General features: G+C 57.7%; 19 protein-coding genes. 8 read left to right on the forward strand and 11 right to left on the reverse strand.

Annotated elements, in window-relative coordinates; all coding sequences use genetic code 11:
* Window positions 1-4: 4 nt before the first annotated feature.
* The 6 genes from P0H77_RS05595 to crtB are packed head-to-tail and all read left to right on the forward strand — an operon-like array spanning window position 5 to window position 6,781.
* Window positions 5-916, forward strand: coding sequence for a polyprenyl synthetase family protein (locus P0H77_RS05595; RefSeq protein WP_276163932.1), 912 nt, complete (start codon window positions 5-7; stop codon window positions 914-916).
* Complete coding sequence (gene fni, locus P0H77_RS05600; RefSeq protein WP_276163933.1) at window positions 916-1,941, forward strand: type 2 isopentenyl-diphosphate Delta-isomerase; 1,026 nt, start codon at window positions 916-918, stop codon at window positions 1,939-1,941. Before P0H77_RS05595 ends, fni begins: the two co-directional genes overlap by 1 nt.
* Window positions 1,941-3,227, forward strand: a complete 1,287-nt coding sequence (locus P0H77_RS05605; RefSeq protein ID WP_276163934.1) for a glycosyltransferase — start codon at window positions 1,941-1,943, stop codon at window positions 3,225-3,227. Before fni ends, P0H77_RS05605 begins: the two co-directional genes overlap by 1 nt.
* Window positions 3,209-4,381, forward strand: a complete 1,173-nt coding sequence (gene crtY / locus P0H77_RS05610; protein ID WP_276163935.1) for a lycopene beta-cyclase CrtY — start codon at window positions 3,209-3,211, stop codon at window positions 4,379-4,381. Before P0H77_RS05605 ends, crtY begins: the two co-directional genes overlap by 19 nt.
* On the forward strand, window positions 4,374-5,852 hold the full coding sequence (locus P0H77_RS05615) for a phytoene desaturase (protein ID WP_276163936.1): 1,479 nt from the start codon (window positions 4,374-4,376) through the stop codon (window positions 5,850-5,852). Before crtY ends, P0H77_RS05615 begins: the two co-directional genes overlap by 8 nt.
* On the forward strand, window positions 5,849-6,781 hold the full coding sequence (crtB, locus tag P0H77_RS05620) for a 15-cis-phytoene synthase CrtB (RefSeq protein ID WP_276163937.1): 933 nt from the start codon (window positions 5,849-5,851) through the stop codon (window positions 6,779-6,781). The genes P0H77_RS05615 and crtB overlap by 4 nt, the downstream gene beginning before the upstream one ends.
* Here the strand turns inward: crtB and P0H77_RS05625 are convergent.
* Entirely contained in the window at window positions 6,708-7,265 is a 558-nt protein-coding gene (locus tag P0H77_RS05625) for a sterol desaturase family protein (RefSeq protein WP_276165056.1), read from the reverse strand. The two genes, crtB and P0H77_RS05625, sit on opposite strands and share 74 nt — an antisense overlap.
* Window positions 7,266-7,429: 164 nt before the next feature.
* Here P0H77_RS05625 and P0H77_RS05630 point away from each other — a divergent pair, with 164 nt between their 5' ends.
* Window positions 7,430-8,122, forward strand: coding sequence for a helix-turn-helix domain-containing protein (locus tag P0H77_RS05630; protein ID WP_276163938.1), 693 nt, complete (start codon window positions 7,430-7,432; stop codon window positions 8,120-8,122).
* Here P0H77_RS05630 and P0H77_RS05635 read toward each other — a convergent pair.
* The 5 genes from P0H77_RS05635 to P0H77_RS05655 are packed head-to-tail and all read right to left on the reverse strand — an operon-like array spanning window position 8,102 to window position 12,968.
* The gene (locus P0H77_RS05635; RefSeq protein WP_276163939.1) at window positions 8,102-8,698 is read right to left on the reverse strand and encodes a 2-dehydro-3-deoxyphosphogluconate aldolase; all 597 of its coding nucleotides are present in this window, start codon (window positions 8,696-8,698) and stop codon (window positions 8,102-8,104) included. The genes P0H77_RS05630 and P0H77_RS05635 overlap by 21 nt on opposite strands.
* Window positions 8,688-9,581 carry a 2-dehydro-3-deoxygalactonokinase gene (locus tag P0H77_RS05640; protein ID WP_276163940.1) on the reverse strand — a complete coding sequence of 298 codons (894 nt, stop codon included), beginning with the start codon at window positions 9,579-9,581 and terminating at the stop codon, window positions 8,688-8,690. The genes P0H77_RS05635 and P0H77_RS05640 overlap by 11 nt, the downstream gene beginning before the upstream one ends.
* Entirely contained in the window at window positions 9,578-10,474 is an 897-nt protein-coding gene (locus tag P0H77_RS05645; RefSeq protein WP_276163941.1) for a dihydrodipicolinate synthase family protein, read from the reverse strand. The genes P0H77_RS05640 and P0H77_RS05645 overlap by 4 nt, the downstream gene beginning before the upstream one ends.
* The gene (locus P0H77_RS05650; protein WP_276163942.1) at window positions 10,468-11,631 is read right to left on the reverse strand and encodes a mandelate racemase/muconate lactonizing enzyme family protein; all 1,164 of its coding nucleotides are present in this window, start codon (window positions 11,629-11,631) and stop codon (window positions 10,468-10,470) included. The genes P0H77_RS05645 and P0H77_RS05650 overlap by 7 nt, the downstream gene beginning before the upstream one ends.
* Before the next feature lie 17 nt (window positions 11,632-11,648).
* Window positions 11,649-12,968: an MFS transporter gene (locus P0H77_RS05655; protein ID WP_276163943.1), complete on the reverse strand. Its 1,320-nt coding sequence runs from the start codon at window positions 12,966-12,968 to the stop codon at window positions 11,649-11,651.
* Between the two features lie 213 nt (window positions 12,969-13,181).
* Between P0H77_RS05655 and zinT the strand changes: the two genes are divergently transcribed.
* Complete coding sequence (zinT, locus tag P0H77_RS05660) at window positions 13,182-13,880, forward strand: metal-binding protein ZinT (protein ID WP_276163944.1); 699 nt, start codon at window positions 13,182-13,184, stop codon at window positions 13,878-13,880.
* A 34-nt stretch (window positions 13,881-13,914) separates the two neighbouring features.
* On the opposite strand, the gene P0H77_RS05665 is transcribed toward zinT, so the two are convergent.
* The 5 genes from P0H77_RS05665 to P0H77_RS05685 form a co-directional block, all read right to left on the reverse strand.
* On the reverse strand, window positions 13,915-15,207 hold the full coding sequence (locus P0H77_RS05665) for a glycosyl hydrolase family 28 protein (protein ID WP_276163945.1): 1,293 nt from the start codon (window positions 15,205-15,207) through the stop codon (window positions 13,915-13,917).
* 291 nt (window positions 15,208-15,498) lie between these two features.
* A complete protein-coding gene (locus tag P0H77_RS05670) occupies window positions 15,499-15,747 on the reverse strand; it encodes a CsbD family protein (RefSeq protein WP_276163946.1) in 249 nt (82 codons plus the stop codon).
* Window positions 15,748-15,854: 107 nt separating this feature from the next.
* Window positions 15,855-16,556 (reverse strand): amino acid ABC transporter permease, encoded by a 702-nt coding sequence (locus P0H77_RS05675; RefSeq protein WP_276163947.1) that lies wholly within the window; start codon window positions 16,554-16,556, stop codon window positions 15,855-15,857.
* Entirely contained in the window at window positions 16,556-17,308 is a 753-nt protein-coding gene (locus P0H77_RS05680) for an amino acid ABC transporter permease (RefSeq protein WP_276163948.1), read from the reverse strand. Before P0H77_RS05680 ends, P0H77_RS05675 begins: the two co-directional genes overlap by 1 nt.
* The gene (locus tag P0H77_RS05685; RefSeq protein WP_276163949.1) at window positions 17,305-18,123 is read right to left on the reverse strand and encodes an amino acid ABC transporter ATP-binding protein; all 819 of its coding nucleotides are present in this window, start codon (window positions 18,121-18,123) and stop codon (window positions 17,305-17,307) included. Before P0H77_RS05685 ends, P0H77_RS05680 begins: the two co-directional genes overlap by 4 nt.
* Between the last annotated feature and the right edge of the window lies 1 nt (window position 18,124).

Consider the following 18,124-nt stretch of genomic DNA (forward strand, 5'->3'; position numbering starts at 1 on the left):
CAAAATGAATGTAAATTACGAAGATGAAATGAAGGCGTTGCACGTCGCACTGCAACAGCGCCTTGAGCAGTTATTACCCGTCGGCAATCAGCAGGATCTGGTCTGTGAGGCGATGCGCGAAGGCACGCTGGTGGCAGGCAAGCGGATACGTCCGCTCTTGTTGCTTCTCACGGCGCAAGATTTGGGTTGTCACCTGGATAAGCCAGGGCTTCTCGATCTGGCCTGTGCGGTAGAAATGATCCATGCGGCCTCACTAATGCTGGATGATATTCCGTGTATGGACAATGCCATGCAGCGGCGCGGGATGCCGACCATTCATCGGCAGTATGGTGAAAGCGTCGCCATCCTTGCGGCAATCGGGTTGCTCAGCCGTGCGTTTGGGGTGGTGGCGGAGGCTCAGTCGCTGCCGCACGCTTTTAAAACACAGGCGGTCACTGAGCTTTCCTCGGCGGTGGGTATGCAGGGGCTGGTTCAGGGCCAGTATCGCGATCTCGTTGAAGGCAAACAGGCGCGCAGCGCTGAAGCGATCCTCCTGACGAACGATCTTAAAACCAGCCGTTTATTCGATGCCACGCTGCAAATGGCGGCGATTGTTGCCGATGCGCCTGTACAGGCGCGTCAGCGGCTGCGCTGTTTTGCGCAGGATCTGGGGCTGGTTTTTCAACTGATGGACGATTTAACCGATGGGGTAAGCGGCACCGGAAAAGATATCAATCAGGATAACGGTAAATCCACGCTGGTTGAAATGCTGGGCGCGGAGGCCGTGCATCAGCAATTGCGCGAGCACCTGCGGAGCGCCGACGAGCATCTGGCAAGCGCCTGCGACAAAGGTACTTCGACAAGGCGTTTTATGCGGGCCTGGTTTGATAAACAAAAAACGATGTTTGGTCTGGAATGGTCTTTACCGGAGTGCTGATGAAGGATCTGATTCAACGTAAAAACGACCATCTGGATATCGTGTTACATCCGACGGCGGCCGTGAAAAAGTGCACAACGGGGTTCGAACAGTGGCGTTTTGACCATTGTGCGCTGCCTGAACTGAACCTGGATGATATCGATCTGCGGACCTCGCTGTTTGGTAAAACCCTCAATGCGCCATTGCTCATTGGTTCGATGACCGGAGGCGCCAGCCGCGCAGCAGAAATCAATCGTCACCTGGCCCAGGCGGCACAAGCACTGGGACTGGCAATGGGCGTAGGATCGCAGCGCGTTGCGCTGGAGAGCGATGTGAACAGCGGCCTGACGCGTGAGCTGCGCCAGTTTGCGCCCGACATCGTTCTGCTGGCCAACCTGGGCGCAGCGCAAATTGCCTCCCCGAAAGGTCAGGATTACGCTCGCCGGGCGGTGGAAATGATTGATGCTGATGCGCTGATCATTCACCTCAATCCCTTACAGGAAGCCCTGCAACGCAACGGCGATCGCGACTGGCGCGGCGTACTCAACGCCATTGAAGAGACGGTAAAAGCCCTGCCGGTTCCGGTGATCGTGAAAGAGGTCGGGGCCGGGTTATCCGTTGACGTCGCGCGTCGGTTACTGGAAACAGGTATCGCCATGCTGGATGTGGCTGGCGCTGGCGGCACCAGCTGGGCAGCCGTAGAGGGAGAGCGAGCAACGACGGCTCACGGGCGTACCGTGGCAATGGCGTTTGCCGACTGGGGTATTCCCACTGCACAGGCGCTACACGATTTACATCAGGCCTTACCGCAGGCGCAGCTGATCGCATCCGGAGGCATCGTGGACGGTATCGATGTGGCCAAAGCATTACGGTTAGGGGCCAGCATCGTAAGCCAGGCAGCAGGCGTTCTGGGAAGCGCAACCTCTTCTGCGCAGGCGGTGGTGGACCATTTTCAGATTATCCTCGATCAATTACGTATTGCCTGTTTTTGCACCGGTAGCGCCAGCCTCGATCAGCTTCGCCAGGCAACGCTGGTGCGTGTGTAATGGGCCACTTTGCGGTCATTACCCCTCCATTTTATAGCCATGTCCGCGCGCAGGAAGCGCTGGCCCAGCAGCTTATGGCGCGCGGGCATCGGATTACCTTTATTCAGCAGGCGGAAGCCTGCACTTTACTCAGCGATGAGCAGATCGCGTTTTGTGCTGTGGGCGAACGTAGCCATCCGCCCGGCAGTCTGGCACGAACGCTGGCGCTTGCCGCGCGGCCTTCGGGGACGGGCATTTTCCGGATGATTGATAATCTGGCGCATACTACCGACATGCTGTGCCGGGAACTGCCTGGCGCGCTGGAAAAAAATGGCATCGACGGCGTGATTGTTGATCAGATGGAACCCTCAGGCGGGCTGGTCGCTGAGATGCTGGGCCTGCCGTTTGTGTCGGTGGCCTGCGCGCTGCCGGTCAATCGCGATGCGACTATTCCGCTGGCGGTAATGCCGTTTCTCTATGCCACCGATGCGCGCAGCAAAAAGGTTTTTCGCTCCAGTACCGGGGTTTATGACCTGTTGATGCGGCGACAGAATAACGTTATCACGCGTTACGCCCGCGCGTTTGGCCTCGGCGAACGTCGTGGATTGCACGACTGCCTCTCATCGCTGGCGCAGATCGGTCAGACTATTCCCGGTTTTGATTTTCCACGCCGGCTGCCCGCCTGCTTTCATGCGGTGGGGCCGCTGCGTTCTGCCCGGACTGCACCGTTCACGCCTGCTAAAATGGAGAGTGAAAAGCCGCTGGTTTTTGCGTCGCTGGGAACGCTTCAGGGCCATCGCTACCGTTTATTTCGTACCATTGCACGCGCCTGCCGTCAGGCTGATGTACGGCTGCTGATTGCCCACTGTGGGGGATTAACGCTGGCGCAGACGACGCGGCTGAATGCTATCGGTGCCAGGACCGTCGACTTTGCCGATCAGCCAGCGATCTTGCGACAGGCGCAGGTTGTGATCACCCACGCCGGACTGAATACCGTGATGGATGCGATAGCCAGCGCGACGCCGGTGCTGGCTATTCCGCTGGGATTCGATCAGCCAGGCGTGGCGGCGCGCGTGGTCTACAGCGGTATCGGTCGTCGGGCATCACGCTATGCCAGCCGCCATACGCTATCTGTGCATCTTGATGAACTGCTGAATAATCCGCGCTACCGGGAGCGCCTGACGGCATTGCAACCTGCGCTCAGGCAGGCGGGAGGCGCCACGCTTGCCGCACAGATCGTCGAACAGGCATTAACCACCCGTCGCCCGGTGCTGGCAGGGAGGGCACAATGCAGCACTGGGATCTGATTTTCGTCGGCGGCGGTCTGGCAAATGGGCTTATTGCGTTGCGGCTGCGGCAGCAGCGCCCGGAATTGCGGATATTAATACTGGAGGCTGGCGCGCGGCCCGGCGGCAATCACACCTGGTCGTTTCATCAGGACGATCTCTCAGCCGAACAGCATCGCTGGCTGGCCCCGCTGGTAGCGTACCGCTGGTCCGGTTATGACGTCCGTTTCCCGACACGCCACCGTACGCTCCCCGGCGACTATTTTAGCGTAACCTCAGAACGCTTTGCGGCGGTTATCACGCAGGCGATGGGCGATGGCCTGTTGACCGGGGTTTCTGCCACCCGCGTGACGCCGGAGGCGGTCACGCTTGACGACGGACGGACGCTGACGGCGACGGCAGTGATTGACGGACGTGGTTATCGCCCCAGCGCGCATCTGATCGCCGGCCGTCAGGCTTTTTTAGGCCAGCAGTGGCGGCTCCGTCAACCGCACGGCCTGACGCGGCCTATTTTGATGGATGCCACGGTCGATCAGCGCGGCGGATATCGATTTGTCTATACGCTGCCCCTGTCGCCCACCGAGCTGTTAATCGAAGATACCCATTACATCGATCGCGCCACTCTCGACAACACGGTCTTGCGTCAGCATATCGCGGAATACGCGCAGCAGCAGGGCTGGATGCTGGATCGGCTGGTACGTGAAGAACAGGGCAGTTTACCGATTACGCTCGCCGGCAATGCCCGCGCCTTCTGGAATGAGGCACAGGATCAGCCCTGCAGCGGCCTGCGGGCCGGGCTTTTTCATGCGACGACTGGCTACTCTCTGCCGCAGGCGGTTCAGCTTGCGGAAGCCATTAGCCGACAACAGGATCTCTCTTGCGCGGCATTGTTTGATCTGATCCAGCAGACGGCGCTTCACCAGTGGCGCAAACAGCGCTTTTTCCGCCTGCTTAACCGCATGTTGTTCCTTGCCGGACGTCCCGATCGACGGTGGCAGGTCATGCAGCGTTTTTACGGTTTACATGATGGGTTAATTGCCCGCTTTTACGCCGGTCAGCTCAGGCTGACCGATATGGCGCGGATCCTGATGGGGAAACCACCGGTACCGGTGGGGGAAGCCCTGCGGGCCGCGCTCAACTCTTCTTCCCGGCTGCGAGCTTTCAATAATGAGTAAAACAGTAGTCATCGGCGCCGGTTTCGGCGGCCTCGCCTTAGCCATTCGTCTTCAGGCCAATGGTATTCCCGTGGTATTGCTTGAGCAGCGCGATAAGCCGGGCGGACGCGCCTACGTTTATCAGGATCGGGGGTTTACCTTTGACGCCGGACCAACGGTGATCACCGATCCTGGGGCAATTGAAGCGCTTTTTACGCTCAGCGGGAAGCGAATGGAAGAATATGTGGATCTGCTGCCGGTAACGCCGTTTTACCGTCTGTGCTGGGAGACAGGGGAGGTTTTTGATTATGATAACCATCAGGAGAGGCTGGAAGCGCAGATTCGACGTTTTAATCCGCAGGATGTCGACGGCTACCGGCGTTTTCACGCCTATTCGCAGGCTGTGTTTGAAGAAGGCTATCTGAAACTCGGCACCGTACCGTTTTTATCCTTCCGCGATATGCTACGTGCCGGCCCCAAACTGGCGAAGCTGCAGGCCTGGCGCAGCGTGTACAGTATGGTGTCGACATTTATTCAGAATGAGCAACTGCGGCAGGCCTTCTCATTTCATACGCTGCTGGTCGGCGGCAATCCGTTTGCTACTTCCTCTATTTATTCACTTATTCACGCGCTGGAGCGGGAATGGGGCGTCTGGTTTGCTCGCGGCGGCACCGGAGCACTGGTGCAGGGGCTGGTGAAACTTTTTCAGGATCTAGGCGGCACGCTGGAACTGAATGCCCAGGTTAGCGGAATGGAAGTGGAAGACTCGCGCATCAAGGCCGTTCAGCTAAAAGATGGCCGACGCATTGAAACTACCGCCGTGGCGTCAAACGCGGATGTGGTGCATACCTATGAAACATTACTGGGCCATCATCCTGTGGGCGCGAAGCGCGCGGCTTCCCTGAAGCGCAAACGGATGAGCAACTCGCTGTTTGTACTTTATTTTGGTCTGAATCATCACCACAGCCAGTTAGCCCACCACACCGTGTGTTTTGGCCCGCGTTATAAAGAACTGATTGCTGATATTTTTACTAAGGCCACGCTGGCGGAGGATTTTTCGCTTTACCTGCACGCGCCGTGCGTCACCGATCCGTCCCTCGCGCCGCCGGGCTGCGGCAGTTATTACGTGCTGGCTCCGGTGCCGCATTTAGGCACGGCTAATCTGGACTGGACGGTAGAAGGGCCGCGTCTGCGCGACCGTATATTTGCCTACCTTGAGCAGCATTATATGCCCGGCCTGCGCGAGCAGCTGGTGACACACCGTATGTTTACGCCGTTCGATTTCCGCGACCAGTTAGGTGCCCACCTGGGATCGGCATTCTCCATTGAGCCGATCCTGCAACAGAGCGCCTGGTTCCGGCCGCATAACCGCGACAGCCACATTCCAAACCTTTACCTTGTCGGCGCGGGAACGCATCCTGGCGCAGGGATCCCCGGCGTGATTGGCTCAGCGAAGGCGACCGCCGGACTGATGCTGGAGGCGCTTTTATGAGCAACAGTACCCTGATGGATCACGCGACTGATACCATGGCGGCAGGCTCGAAAAGCTTCGCCACCGCCGCAAAGCTTTTTGATGCGACGACCCGGCGTAGCGCGCTGATGCTGTATGCGTGGTGCCGTCATTGTGATGATGTAATTGATGGTCAGGCCCTGGGATTTCCCTCCCGATCGCAGAGCGATGCCACTGCGTCACAGCGCCTGCTGATGCTCGAAACGCAGACACAGCGCGCGTTTTCCGGCGCGCCGGTGCAAGAACCTGCTTTTGCGGCTCTCCAGGAGGTGGCGACGCGACACGCGCTTCCCGCACAGCTGGCCTTCGATCATCTGGAAGGCTTTGCGATGGACGTGCGTGAAGCCCGCTATGAGACCTTCGCAGACACTCTGCGCTACTGTTATCACGTCGCGGGGGTGGTCGGTCTGATGATGGCGCGCATTATGGGAGTACGTGATGAGGCGGTGCTGGACCGGGCCTGTGACTTAGGACTGGCGTTTCAGTTAACCAATATTGCCCGTGATATTGTGGAGGATGCTGAGGCCGGACGCTGTTATCTTCCCGCAGAGTGGCTGGCGGCTGAGAATATAGCGCTTGCGCACGTCAGCGATCCGCTACAGCGGGAAAAACTCGCCCGACTGGCGCAGCGGCTGGTGACGGAAGCCGAGCCGTACTATGACTCAGCGCGGGCAGGGCTTTCCGGGCTGCCGTTGCGCTCTGCATGGGCGATTGCCTCAGCGCATGGCGTCTACCGTGAAATTGGCATTAAAGTGAGCGCGGCGGGCTCACGCGCCTGGGATACACGGCAGGGCACATCACGGCCGGAGAAGCTGGCGCTGCTGCTGAAAGGGGCTTCTATGGCACTCCGCTCTCGTGCGTCTTCTCCTCTGCCGCGTCCGTCCGGGCTGTGGCAGCGCCCCGTGCGTTAAGCGTCTCACGGTGCGCTTCCCGCTTGCGGCTGCGCAGCGTCGCCTGTAATTTTTCCACCGGCGGCGCATACAGAAAGCCGAATGAGACGCAGCCTTCTTTACCGCGCACCGCATGATGCAGACGGTGCGCCATATACAATCGTTTCAGATAGCCCCGGCGCGGTACATAGCGAAATGGCCAGCGCTGGTGCACCAGTCCATCGTGGACCATAAAGTAGAGCGCGCCGTACAGCGTCATACCCGCGCCAATCCATTGCAGCGGCCAGGCGCCTGCGGTCCCCACGGCAATCAACGCAATCGCCAGTAGCGCGAACACCACGGCATAAAGATCGTTGACCTCAAACCAGCCGGTACGCGGCTCATGATGGGAGAGGTGCCATCCCCAGCCCCAGCTGTGCATGATGTACTTATGCGCCAGCGTAGCGATGATTTCCATCGCGGCGACGGTTGCCAGAACGATCAGGGTATTCCACAGCACGAGCATCGGCATTCCTCTTAAGACCTGTAAAGCGAGTTTCAGCGGCTTGCGTAATAGTAGCTGTCTTTGCGAAAAGCGTGATTTATCTCTGGTGGAGATGGGTAAATATGCTGGCCTGTCCGGTCATAATTACGTCAAAATAAGCCTTTCTCTCTTAACTGGCGAGTAACATGAACAGCACCGTTTACGATGCCTTCCGTTGTCTGAACCTGCTGGCTACCGGATCCAGACCGTTCGGCATCCGTGAAATCGGCCGTATGCTGGATCTGGATTCGGCAAAAGTAACACGGCTGATGCAAACATTGCTGGTGCTGGAGATGGTGCAGCAAAACGCTAAACGAAAATACAGTCTCGGTATGGGGATCCACCGCCTCTCCGCCAGCGCAATTCACAACTCGGCGTTCTATACCGCGGTACTGGACATGCTGGAGGAGACCGGAAGCCATTCGGTCTCCATCGTTATTGGCGTGCTGAGCGGCAAGGACGTGGTCTATTTACTGCATACTCGCGGCGGGAAAAGCATCGCCCGCGCGATCGGTAATTATGAATCGTTTCCGGTGCGGGATTCGGTGATTGGAATTAAATTGCTGGCGACAATGAGCGATGAAGAAATTATCGATCGCCTCGGCATTCATGATTATCACCTGCTGAAAAAAGACATTGAAGAGGCCAGGCATCATCAGGTGTTTGGCAAAGCTTACGGCCCCGATGATTACCGTCTGGCCTGTATTATTCCCGGTATGCAGGCGGCCATCGCGCTGTCGAATATTCAGGGCGATCGCGTAAATATTGAGAGCCTGCGCCAGTTTTTAGTCTCGGCGGCGCGAAAAATTAGCGGGGAATCATTTCCCGGCGTTCAGTAATATCTGACAGCGTTCGGCGGTGAGTGAAACGGGCTGGCCGGGGCGATAGAGGGATGAGCCAATGCCCACGCTATCGTAATAACGCAGATATTCCGCTGCGTTATTTACATCCACGCCGCCCACCGCGGAGAACATAGCGGCGGAAGAGAGCGGGCCTTTGATTATCTGCGGATAATTCAACGGCAGCGCGGCGGCCGGAAATATCTTCAGTACCTCCACGCCCAGTTCGCAGGCGGTGAAAATCTCGCTGGCGGTAAACACGCCCGCGCAAACGCGCAGGCCGTGGCGTTTCGCGGCTTCCACCACGCGCGAGTCGAGATTCGGCGTCAGAATAAATTCCGCGCCCGCCGCTGCGCAGGTTTCAACATGGTCAGGCGTTAAGACGGTTCCCGCACCCGGCTGCACGCGCGAACCAAAGGCTGAACGCACGCGTTTCAGGCTGATCGCCCAGTCGGGCGAATTGGTGGTGATTTCTACCGTCGTAATGCCATGATCCAGCAGGCACGCGACCTGCTCCACGCTCTCCGGCGGCGTAATGCCGCGCAAAATGGCAACGATCTGCTTATCAACTATCATGGCGAAAGACCTCATTCAGTCCGGCAATCAGCGCCGTTTCCGCCTCAAGGGTAGAGCAGGGAAGTCCCAGCGCGTCGCTGGCTTTCTGATAATGGGCAAGCAGTTCACGGCTACCGATAAAGCAAACCGGCGCGTCTCCCCGGTGGCCCTGAAGTATTTCATGACCAATCAGCAGCCCGGACAGCCATGCGCCCGCTGACGACGGCTCCAGTTCCCCAAGGATATACCGACCGCGACAGCGGAACAGCTCGCTGACCAGCGCCTTTTCATGGCGTTCAATGGACTGCGCCGTTGCCACCCCGTCGAGAAACGCCCCGGTAGACGCTATCTGTGCAGGCAGCCCTTTACCGACTACCGAATGATTAAGCACCAGATGATAAAGCTCTCCGGTCATCAGCGTTTGCAGGCTTTCGACGCGCTGCTGCTGACGATCCACCGTCATCCATTTGCTGTGAGTACCGACGGCGGCAAAGGTTGTGCTATCGCTCAGGGTCAGCGCGCCGGCCAGCTGCATCTCTTCGCCCCGGCATACCTCGTTGGCCCGGCGATCGCAGATGCCGGGACGCAGGGTCAGCGGGTTAGACAAGACGTCCGGCAGCGCCCGCCCTTTGCCCGTTAAATCAGAGAAGCTGAGCGGCAGTTCCATATAGCCAGCGTCGGCAATGCCGATATTGCTGCCGATCATCCCGCATAACAGTACCGGCAGGCGTTCGTCCCACGCATCGCCCAGCCGAAGCAGTTGCTCACGCAGAATAGCCGCAAGCGCCTCGCGCTGGCATTTGCCAACGCCGCAGGTGTCCTGCACGGTGCGAATGACGTTGCCATTGCGCACGCTCATCGCACGAAAATTGCTGGTGCCCCAGTCAACGGCAATATAGTTCATCGACTGGCCCTCAGCGCCGCCAGCGACAGCGCATCGGTCAGATCGCGCAGTTCCTCCCGCGTCACGTCATCAATGCGTTTTGCCGGTTCGCGCACCACATCGGTGGCGAAAATCCCGGCCTGATGCAGCACCGTTTTATGCACCGCTACGCCGATGCCTGGCTGAACGCCGTAGCGCAGGAAAGGCAGGTAGCGATAGAACAGCGCCTGCGCTTCGCGGCGATCCCGCTGCCAGGCTTGGAGAATGGCATTGATCACATCGGGAAATTCGCAGGCGGGCATGGTACCAATAATTCCCCGGCGCAGTTCTTCATAGAGAAAACCGGCGTTCAGCCCGCCAAACAGACCGATGCTGTCGCCCAGCGCCGTCTTCAGCGCGGTGATCTTTAAGGTGGTCGGCGGCTGTTCCACTTTGATGTATTTGATGGTCGGAAAATCCTGGCACAGCTTAACCAGCGTCGGGACCGGCAGCGTGACGCCGGTCATCAGCGGCGCATCCTGCATCATAATGTCGATATCACAGGCCTGACAGATATCGCGCCAGAAATGGTAAATCTCGTCCGGACCGGGTTTGACCACCGACGGCGGGTTGACCATCGCCACCTGCGCGCCCCAGCGCTGGACGCGCTGAATATCTTCGATTGCCACCGCGGAGGAGGCTCCGCCCGCTGCGGCGACCAGCGGCAGATCGCCCGTGAGTCGCTTCACGCAGGTAAAGAGCGCTTCTTTTTCACCGCCGGTGAGCGCGTAGCCCTCGGAAGCATTGCCGAACAGCGCCAGCCCGTCCACGCCCTGATCGAGCAAAAATTTCACCAGCTTCTCGATGGAGGCGAAATCCACCGCGCCATTTTCATCAAATGCGGTTGCCAGAATCGGCACATTACCTTTTAACATGTTGCCCCCATTACTGATTCACGAACGTGATCTTCATTAATTTCAATGCCCAGCCCGGCTGTCTGCGGGAGTTGATAATGCCCCTGCTCGCAGACCAGCGGCGTGTTAAGCAGCTGGTTGGCGATGGCGAAGACGGGCGGCTGGTACTCCAGCATAAAGAGATTCGGGATGGCCGCCGCCACATGGATCGAAGCCGCGATGCATGGCCCCAGCCCGACGCTGAGATGCGGCGCAACCTGCAAATTCCACGTTTCCGCCAGCGCGGCGATATGCATAAGTTCGCTGATGCCGGTGCGGCCCACGTCCGGCTGGAGAATGTCGGCGGCGCGCTGCTCAATAAACGGCTTAAACTGGTAGCGGGTACGTTCTGTCTCGCCCAGAGCAACAGGGATCGGGCTTTTCGCACGCAGTTCGCGGTGTCCGGCAATATCTTCCGGCAGCAGCGGCGCTTCGAGAAAACCCAGCCCCAGCGGATGCAGCGCATTCGCCAGTTCCGCCGCCTGCGCGACACTGTAGTTCCAGTGGGCGTCGAGAAAAATCCGGGCGTCTTCGCCCAGCGTTTCCCGGATAGCGCGGACATTCTCAATGTCTTCTTTCACGCCGTAGCCCAGCGCGAGTTTTACTGCGGTAAATCCTTTTTCCTGCCAGCGTTTTGCCAGCGCGCAGCGGGCGGCAAGGTCAGGTTCCGGCAGCCCTGAAACGTAACAGGGGATCGTGTCCCGGTATGCGCCGCCAAGCAGTTGATAAACGGGCAGGCCGAGAATGTTGCCTTTCAGATCCCAAAGCGCGATATCCACCGCCGCAAGGGCATCAATGTGATAGCCGGTGATATGCCCGCGATCGCGCATCGCATCATACATTTGTGAATTCAGCACCGCGCTGGAGAAGGGGGATTGTCCCTTAAGTAGCGGCGCGAACAGATGGGTGATCAGTTCGGCGATTACCTGCGGCACCACCGGGGCCAGCGCTTCGCCCCAGCCAACCTGCCCGTCGTCGGTGGTGATTTTTACCAGGCAGGTTTCCATTTTGCGTGAATAGACGCAGCGATACTCGGGACGGTAGTAATAATCCGCCTCCTCTTCACTGACGCTGCCGCCCAGATACGCCTGTTGCGGCGTGATCCTGAGGGGAAAGCATTCAACTTGGCTGATTTTCATAACAACTCCAGGTCACGTTAATCGAGGATCTTGCCGGCGGTTTCTTTGGCGAACCACACGGCGACAAAAGAGATAAGCGCGGTGATCATCACGTACCACGCCGGAGAGAGCGGGTCGCCGGTCCAGGAAATCAGGCTTGCCGAGGCCAGCGGCGTCACGCCGCCAAACAGCGCAACGGTCAGGTTATAGGCGATGGCAATACTGCCGTAGCGGATTGCGGTGGGGAACAATTCCACCATTGCCGCGCCGCAGCCGCCGTTGAACATGGCAACAAAAATACCCAGCATGCTCATGGCGGCAATGGCATTCGCCACCGAACCCTGGCTCATCACCAGCATCGCCGGATACGTCAGGAGAATGAACCCCCCACAGCCCATCAGCATCAGCGGGCGGCGCCCCCAGCGGTCGGAAAGATACCCGGTGAGCGGCATACAGACCGCCACGCTTAACAGTCCCAGCGTGGTGATAAGATAGGAATCGGTGCGGCTGTAGTGCAGATGCGTGGACAGATAGCCCGGCATAAAGGATTGCAGCACCCAGCTACTGACCGCTTTAACCACCACAAAGCCGGTACAGAACATCAGCGCGCGCATGGAGGTGGACAGCGTTTTACGCAGCGGCGATTTTTCCAGTTTGCCGCTGGCTTTCAGCTTATGAAATTCGGCGGAGTCTTCCATATTACGCCGCATATACAGCCCGCCGAGGCCCAGCGGTGCCGCCAGCAGGAACGGTATGCGCCATCCCCAGTCATTCATCGCCGCCTCGCCCAGCATATGCGTCAGGAAAAGCACCAGTCCGGAACCGCAAACAAAGGCCATAAAGCTAAAGTTTTCGCTCCAGCAGGTCAGGGTTGCCCGCCGTTTCGGCGATGCGCTTTCCGCCAGATAGGTGATAACGCCTGAGCTTTCGCCGCCTGCGGCAAACCCCTGCACCAGGCGAGTTAATACCAGCAGGATGGGCGCGAGGATCCCGACCTGCTGCCAGGTAGGAAGGATCCCCATCACGAAGGTGGAAATCGAGGTTATCACGATAACCGTTACCAGCACTTTGCGTCGCCCCAGACGATCGCCCATTGAGCCGAAGAACAGCCCGCCCAGCGGACGCATCAGAAAGCCTGAACCAAACACGGCGAAGGATTTCAGCAGTGCAACCGCCGGGTCGTCGCTGACAAAAAAGTTGCTGGCGATAATGGCGGCCAGCGTGCCGTAAAGCCCGAAATCAAACCACTCGATAAAATGGCCGACACCCGCCGACAGCATTATTTTGGCGGTGCGTCTGGCCGGCATTTTCTGCTGTCCGGCAGCATCGTCTCCGGCGTAGTGAATACCTGTTTCCATGTAACCTCCCGAGGTTAAGCAGGGTAGCAATCGGTGTGATGTTGTTGTTGTCAGTACGCTGAGTGTAGGGATTGCAGGCAGGCTGGCGAACGCAGTAGTGGGTTACGTGAGACTTATCAAAGATTGATAGCGAAAAGTGCTTCATATAGTGAAGCATTACTGCCAGCTTCATCCATTACCTACAGGAAGACTAACGTTGCGTCATAATTTGTTATGTTATATTGTAACAACAAATATCAACGGCACTTTGAGGGGACTATTTTGGCGGTTAATTACAAAACTCTGGCGATGGCGCTGGGCGCGCTGCTGGTCAGCGGTCAGGCGCTGGCTCACGCACACCATTCACACGGCAAACCGTTGACTGAGGTGGAACAGAAAGCAGCGGAAGGCGTTTTTGACAATAAGGACGTTAAGGATCGCGCCCTGTCGGACTGGAACGGCGTATGGCAGTCCGTATATCCGCTGCTGGTCAGTGGCGATCTGGATCCGGTATTTAAAAAGAAAGCCGAAAAAGATAAAAGCAAAACCTTCGAGGACATCAAGGAGTATTACCGTAAGGGATACGTCACTGATGTTGCGACTATCGGTATTGAAAATGGGGTAATGGAGTTCCATACCGGCGACAAAGTGGATTCCTGTAAGTACGACTATGCCGGACATAAAATCCTGACGTATACCTCCGGCAAGAAGGGCGTTCGCTACTTATTCGAGTGTAAAGACGCCAGCAGTAAAGCGCCGAAGTATGTCCAGTTCAGCGATCATATTATCGCGCCCCGCCAGTCGGCTCACTACCATATCTTTATGGGCAACACCTCACAGGACGCCTTGCTTAAGGAGATGGATAACTGGCCGACATATTACCCGTTCCAGTTAACCAACGAGCAGGTCGTTGACGAGATGCTGCACCACTGATCGTCTGGCCCTGCGCCTGGCGGCGCGGGGCCAACTACCGCTCATAGCTATCGTTATCATCGCAGGTTGCCGCGGATGCGCTTACCTGCACATCATTAAATGACAGCCTGCTCACGCCCGAAATTTTACCGAACTCAGAGGCCTCAATCGTCATAGAGGATAACTGAAGCTTCTCGAGGGGCCGTTCAGGATAGCCTTCAATAAAAAAAGCACGTGAAAAAATCGTATCGCCCGAACGGCGGGCGGCAATATCACTTAGCGCCACATTTGATACCTGCGTCAAACCCGCTTCGCCTTCAACGCCCTCCGCCAGTTTTTGCCAGTGCGGCGGTTTATCAGCCAGATTGCCTTTCTCGCCGTAGCTGTATTGCGGGAACCAGTTGAGCTGGATCATGACCGGAAAAGTGACGTCGGTGAGCGTCAGATGCCGCACCGCGATATCGCGGATAAACCCGCCGCGATTGCGGGCAGATTTAATGCGAAAACCGACGCCGGTACCGTTAAACTGATTGTGTTCAATGGTCACCCTTTCAATACCGCCGGAGGTTTCGCTGCCGATGGTAATCCCGGAGCCTTTATTAAGCGTGCAGTGGCGGATAGTAATATCCCGGGCGCTGATGGCCTTTTGCGCCGCCTCTTTACCCCGGCCCGCTTTGATACAGATATTGTCATCGTTACAGGAGACCACGCAATTTTCCACGCGGACCTGTTCGCAGGCATCGATATCAATACCATCAGTGCTGGGACCCGCAGAATTCGCAATCTGCACGCCGGTTACGTTAACGTGCGACGAATAGCAAAGATGGAGATTCCAGAAACCGGACTCGCGACTGGTAAAATTATTCAGGGTGATATTCTTACTGTGGTAAACCACGATATTACGCGGACGCTGACAGTCGTAATCCACCACCCAGCGCAGACCGCGGGCGCTGTAGTCGGCCAGCATGCCACCCTGTTCATCGCCGCCCCAGAAGCGATGCCACCAGACCGCGCCCTGACCATCAATAGTTCCCGGACCGCTAATCTGCACATCCTGACAATGGTTAACATTCACGATCCCGGCAGGCCAGACCATATCAATTCCGGCGACCCGGGTCTCAATCAGGGGATAGTCGGCCAGATTTTCGCTACCCAGTAATACCGCGCCTTCCGCCAGATAAAGCGATACGCCACTTTTCAGAAACAGCGCGCCGGTTAAATAGCGGCCAGCAGGAATAACGAGGGTATCGCCAGGCTGCGCATCATCGATCGTGCGCTGGAGAATAGGGGTGATGACAAATTGTCCGTTGGCAAACGTACCCGGAGTATCAAACGTAAGCTGCGCCATAAGGTATCCTGTAAACCGATATCTGAATACGGTTGTAGCGGATTATCGTCAGGAAAACCTTTTTCTGATGGACATCGTTATCGGGAGAGTGGCAAAAAGGCCGTTAACCTGCCAGCGCGGACAACCTGCCGGGTGGCGCTTCGCTTACCCGGCCTACAAAGTCACGTCATATCAATGGATTAAGCGCATTCGTAGGCCCGCGCAAGCGCAGCGCCGCCGGGCAGATGGCAACGCGCAGGCATAAAAAAGGACCGCTCTGAGGCGGTCCCTGAAGATAACGTTGCGCGTAAATTATTTACGGGCGAGCAGGAAACCCAGCACAATCCCGACCGCACCCGCGATGGCCAAGCCGCCGAGCGGGTTAGATGAAACCTGGTCGCGAACCGTGTCGGCTGCGTCACGTACCGCATAGCCTGCCTGCGATGCGTATTTACGGGTGGCACCTTTCACGGTGTCATCGTGATTGTCAGTGGCGCGGCCAAAAACTTCCTGCGCTTTACCCGCGGCTTCATTTACTTTGTTCTCAGCTTTCTCAAACATGTCAGGCTCCTTAGGTACGTGTGTAACATAAGTATAGGAGCCCTTATGCCAGTGTGTAGCAAGTCCGGAAAATTCTCATCGCCTCGTTTCTTTCCCGGACGTACCTGCTACCCGCGCACCAGCGAGGCGCGGACATCGCGCCGCTGCCAGCGTTTTGCCAGCAGACCCAGGCCGCTACACAGCAGGTAATACACCACGCCGGTGAAAATAAAAATGGCGGTAGGGTAAATCTGTACCCGGTTATTAACCTGGCCGGCGACAGTGGTGAGTTCCGGTACGTTAACGATAAACGCCAGCGAGGTATCCTTCATCAGGCTGATAAAAATACCGACCAGCGAGGGCAGCACGTTGCGCAGCACCTGCGGGAGTAAAATAAGCCGCAGCGTCTGTCCGGGGCTGAAACCCTGCGTTTGCGCAGCTTCATACTGGCCGACCGGCAGTGCCTGAAGCCCCGCCAGCACAGAGTGCATCACCGACGCGGCGGTAAACCATGCCAGCGCCAGCGTGACGGTGACCGCGCCGGGCAGGTCGCTGCCGGTAAGCATCGGCAGCAAATACCACAGCCAGAAGATAACAAAAATGAGCGGAATGCCGCGAATAAGCTCGGCCCACAAAAACAGAACTCGCCGCACAATGCCAGGATAGCGCCACGCGGCGCAGGCCAGCACAATGCCGCCGGGCAGAGCGAGGATCCCGGCACCCAGCGCCATGAGCAGCGTCAGAACCACGCCGCCTGGCTCGCCGTCAGCCAGTCGTCCCCACAGCAGATAATCGAGGTTATCGGTAATAACGGTAATATTCGCCAGCATCAGGCATTCCTTCTGTTTGCCGCAACGCGGGCGTGCTTTGGCCCCAGGCGGACCAGAATCGCCCCGGCGATAATACCGGTGAACAGATACAGCACCGTCCCAACGGCAAAGGCTTCCAGCGCGTGCGCGTTATAACTTTCGATCTGGCGCACCTGATAGGTCAGCTCGGCGAAGCCGATGCCGCTCGCCAGCGACGAAAGCTTCATCAAATTGAGATACTGCCCGATGATGGGCTGCCAGGCGTTTGCCAGCCCCTGCGGCAGCAGGATCAACCGAAAAAGCCGCCATGTGGAGAACCCTTGCGCCAGCGCCGCCTCGCGCTGTCCGCTCGTCACCGCCCGCAGACCGGATTCAATCTCTTCAATCAGAAAGGCAGAGGTGAACACGCCCAGCCCCCATGCCGAACAGATAAACTCCGGCGTCAGCCACCAGACATCGCCTGGCAGGATCGACCAGCGATGATCGGCATTAATGAAGTCGCGGAAAGCCAGCGGCAGCAGGTTCCAGGCGGCGAAATACCAGAACAGCAATTGCACCAGCAGCGGCGTATTACGAAACAACGAGACCCAGGCGGCCACCAGACCATTGCCGACGCGCCCACCCGCCAGACGCAGCGCCAGAAACAGCACCGCCAGAACAGTTGCCAGCAGAATGCCCGCCACCGTGACCCATAAGGTGGTCAGAAAACCGGAAATAATCCATTGCAGAGGCTGCCCGGTCAGCACTCCCTGCCAGTCCAGTAGCTGATTCACTCCGGACGCTCCTGATGCAGCGGATCCAGCACTTTTTGCAGAAAGCGTTGCGCACGTGGATGGCGTGGCCGGGTGAAGAATTCCGCAGGGGGTGCCACTTCGCAGATATCGCCGCCGTCAATAAACACCACCCGATCGGCGATTTCTCTGGCAAATTGCATTTCGTGGGTTACCACGATCATGGTGATGCCGCTGTGCGCTAGGGTTTTCATGACGTACAGCACTTCGCCGATCATCTCCGGATCCAGCGCCGAGGTCGGCTCGTCAAACAGGATGATTTGCGGCGAGGAGGCGAGGGCGCGGGCAATCGCCACACGCTGCTGCTGTCCGCCGGAAAGCTGCGACGGCATATGCTGCGCTTTGTCAGCCAGTCCAACCTGATGTAGCAGTTCCAGCGCGCGCTTTTCGGCATCCGCTTTTTTCCAGCCGTGCACCGCCTCCAGCGCCAGGGCAATATTCTGCACCGCGTTAAGATGGGCATACAGATTAAACTGCTGAAACACAAATCCCACCCGGCTGCGAAGCTGACGTAGCGCGCGTCCCTGCAAATGGCGTGTCGATTTATTGTCGATCAGAATATCGCCGCCGCTCAGCGATTCGAGCTGATTGATGAGGCGGATCAGCGTGGATTTACCGGAGCCGGAAGGGCCGAGGATCGCCACCACTTCGCCGGGGTTAATCGTTAAATTGATACCGTTTAATACGCGGTGATCGCCGAACGCTTTCACCGCGTCGCGAAATTCAACGCTGGCATTTTCCAGACGTGAAAAATCCGCAGACCCTGCTGCGGATTGAGAGAGTAAACCTGACAACATA

Origin of the sequence: Superficieibacter sp. HKU1 (assembly GCF_029319185.1) — a bacterium.
In the GTDB taxonomy this organism is placed as follows: Bacteria; Pseudomonadota; Gammaproteobacteria; order Enterobacterales; family Enterobacteriaceae; genus Superficieibacter.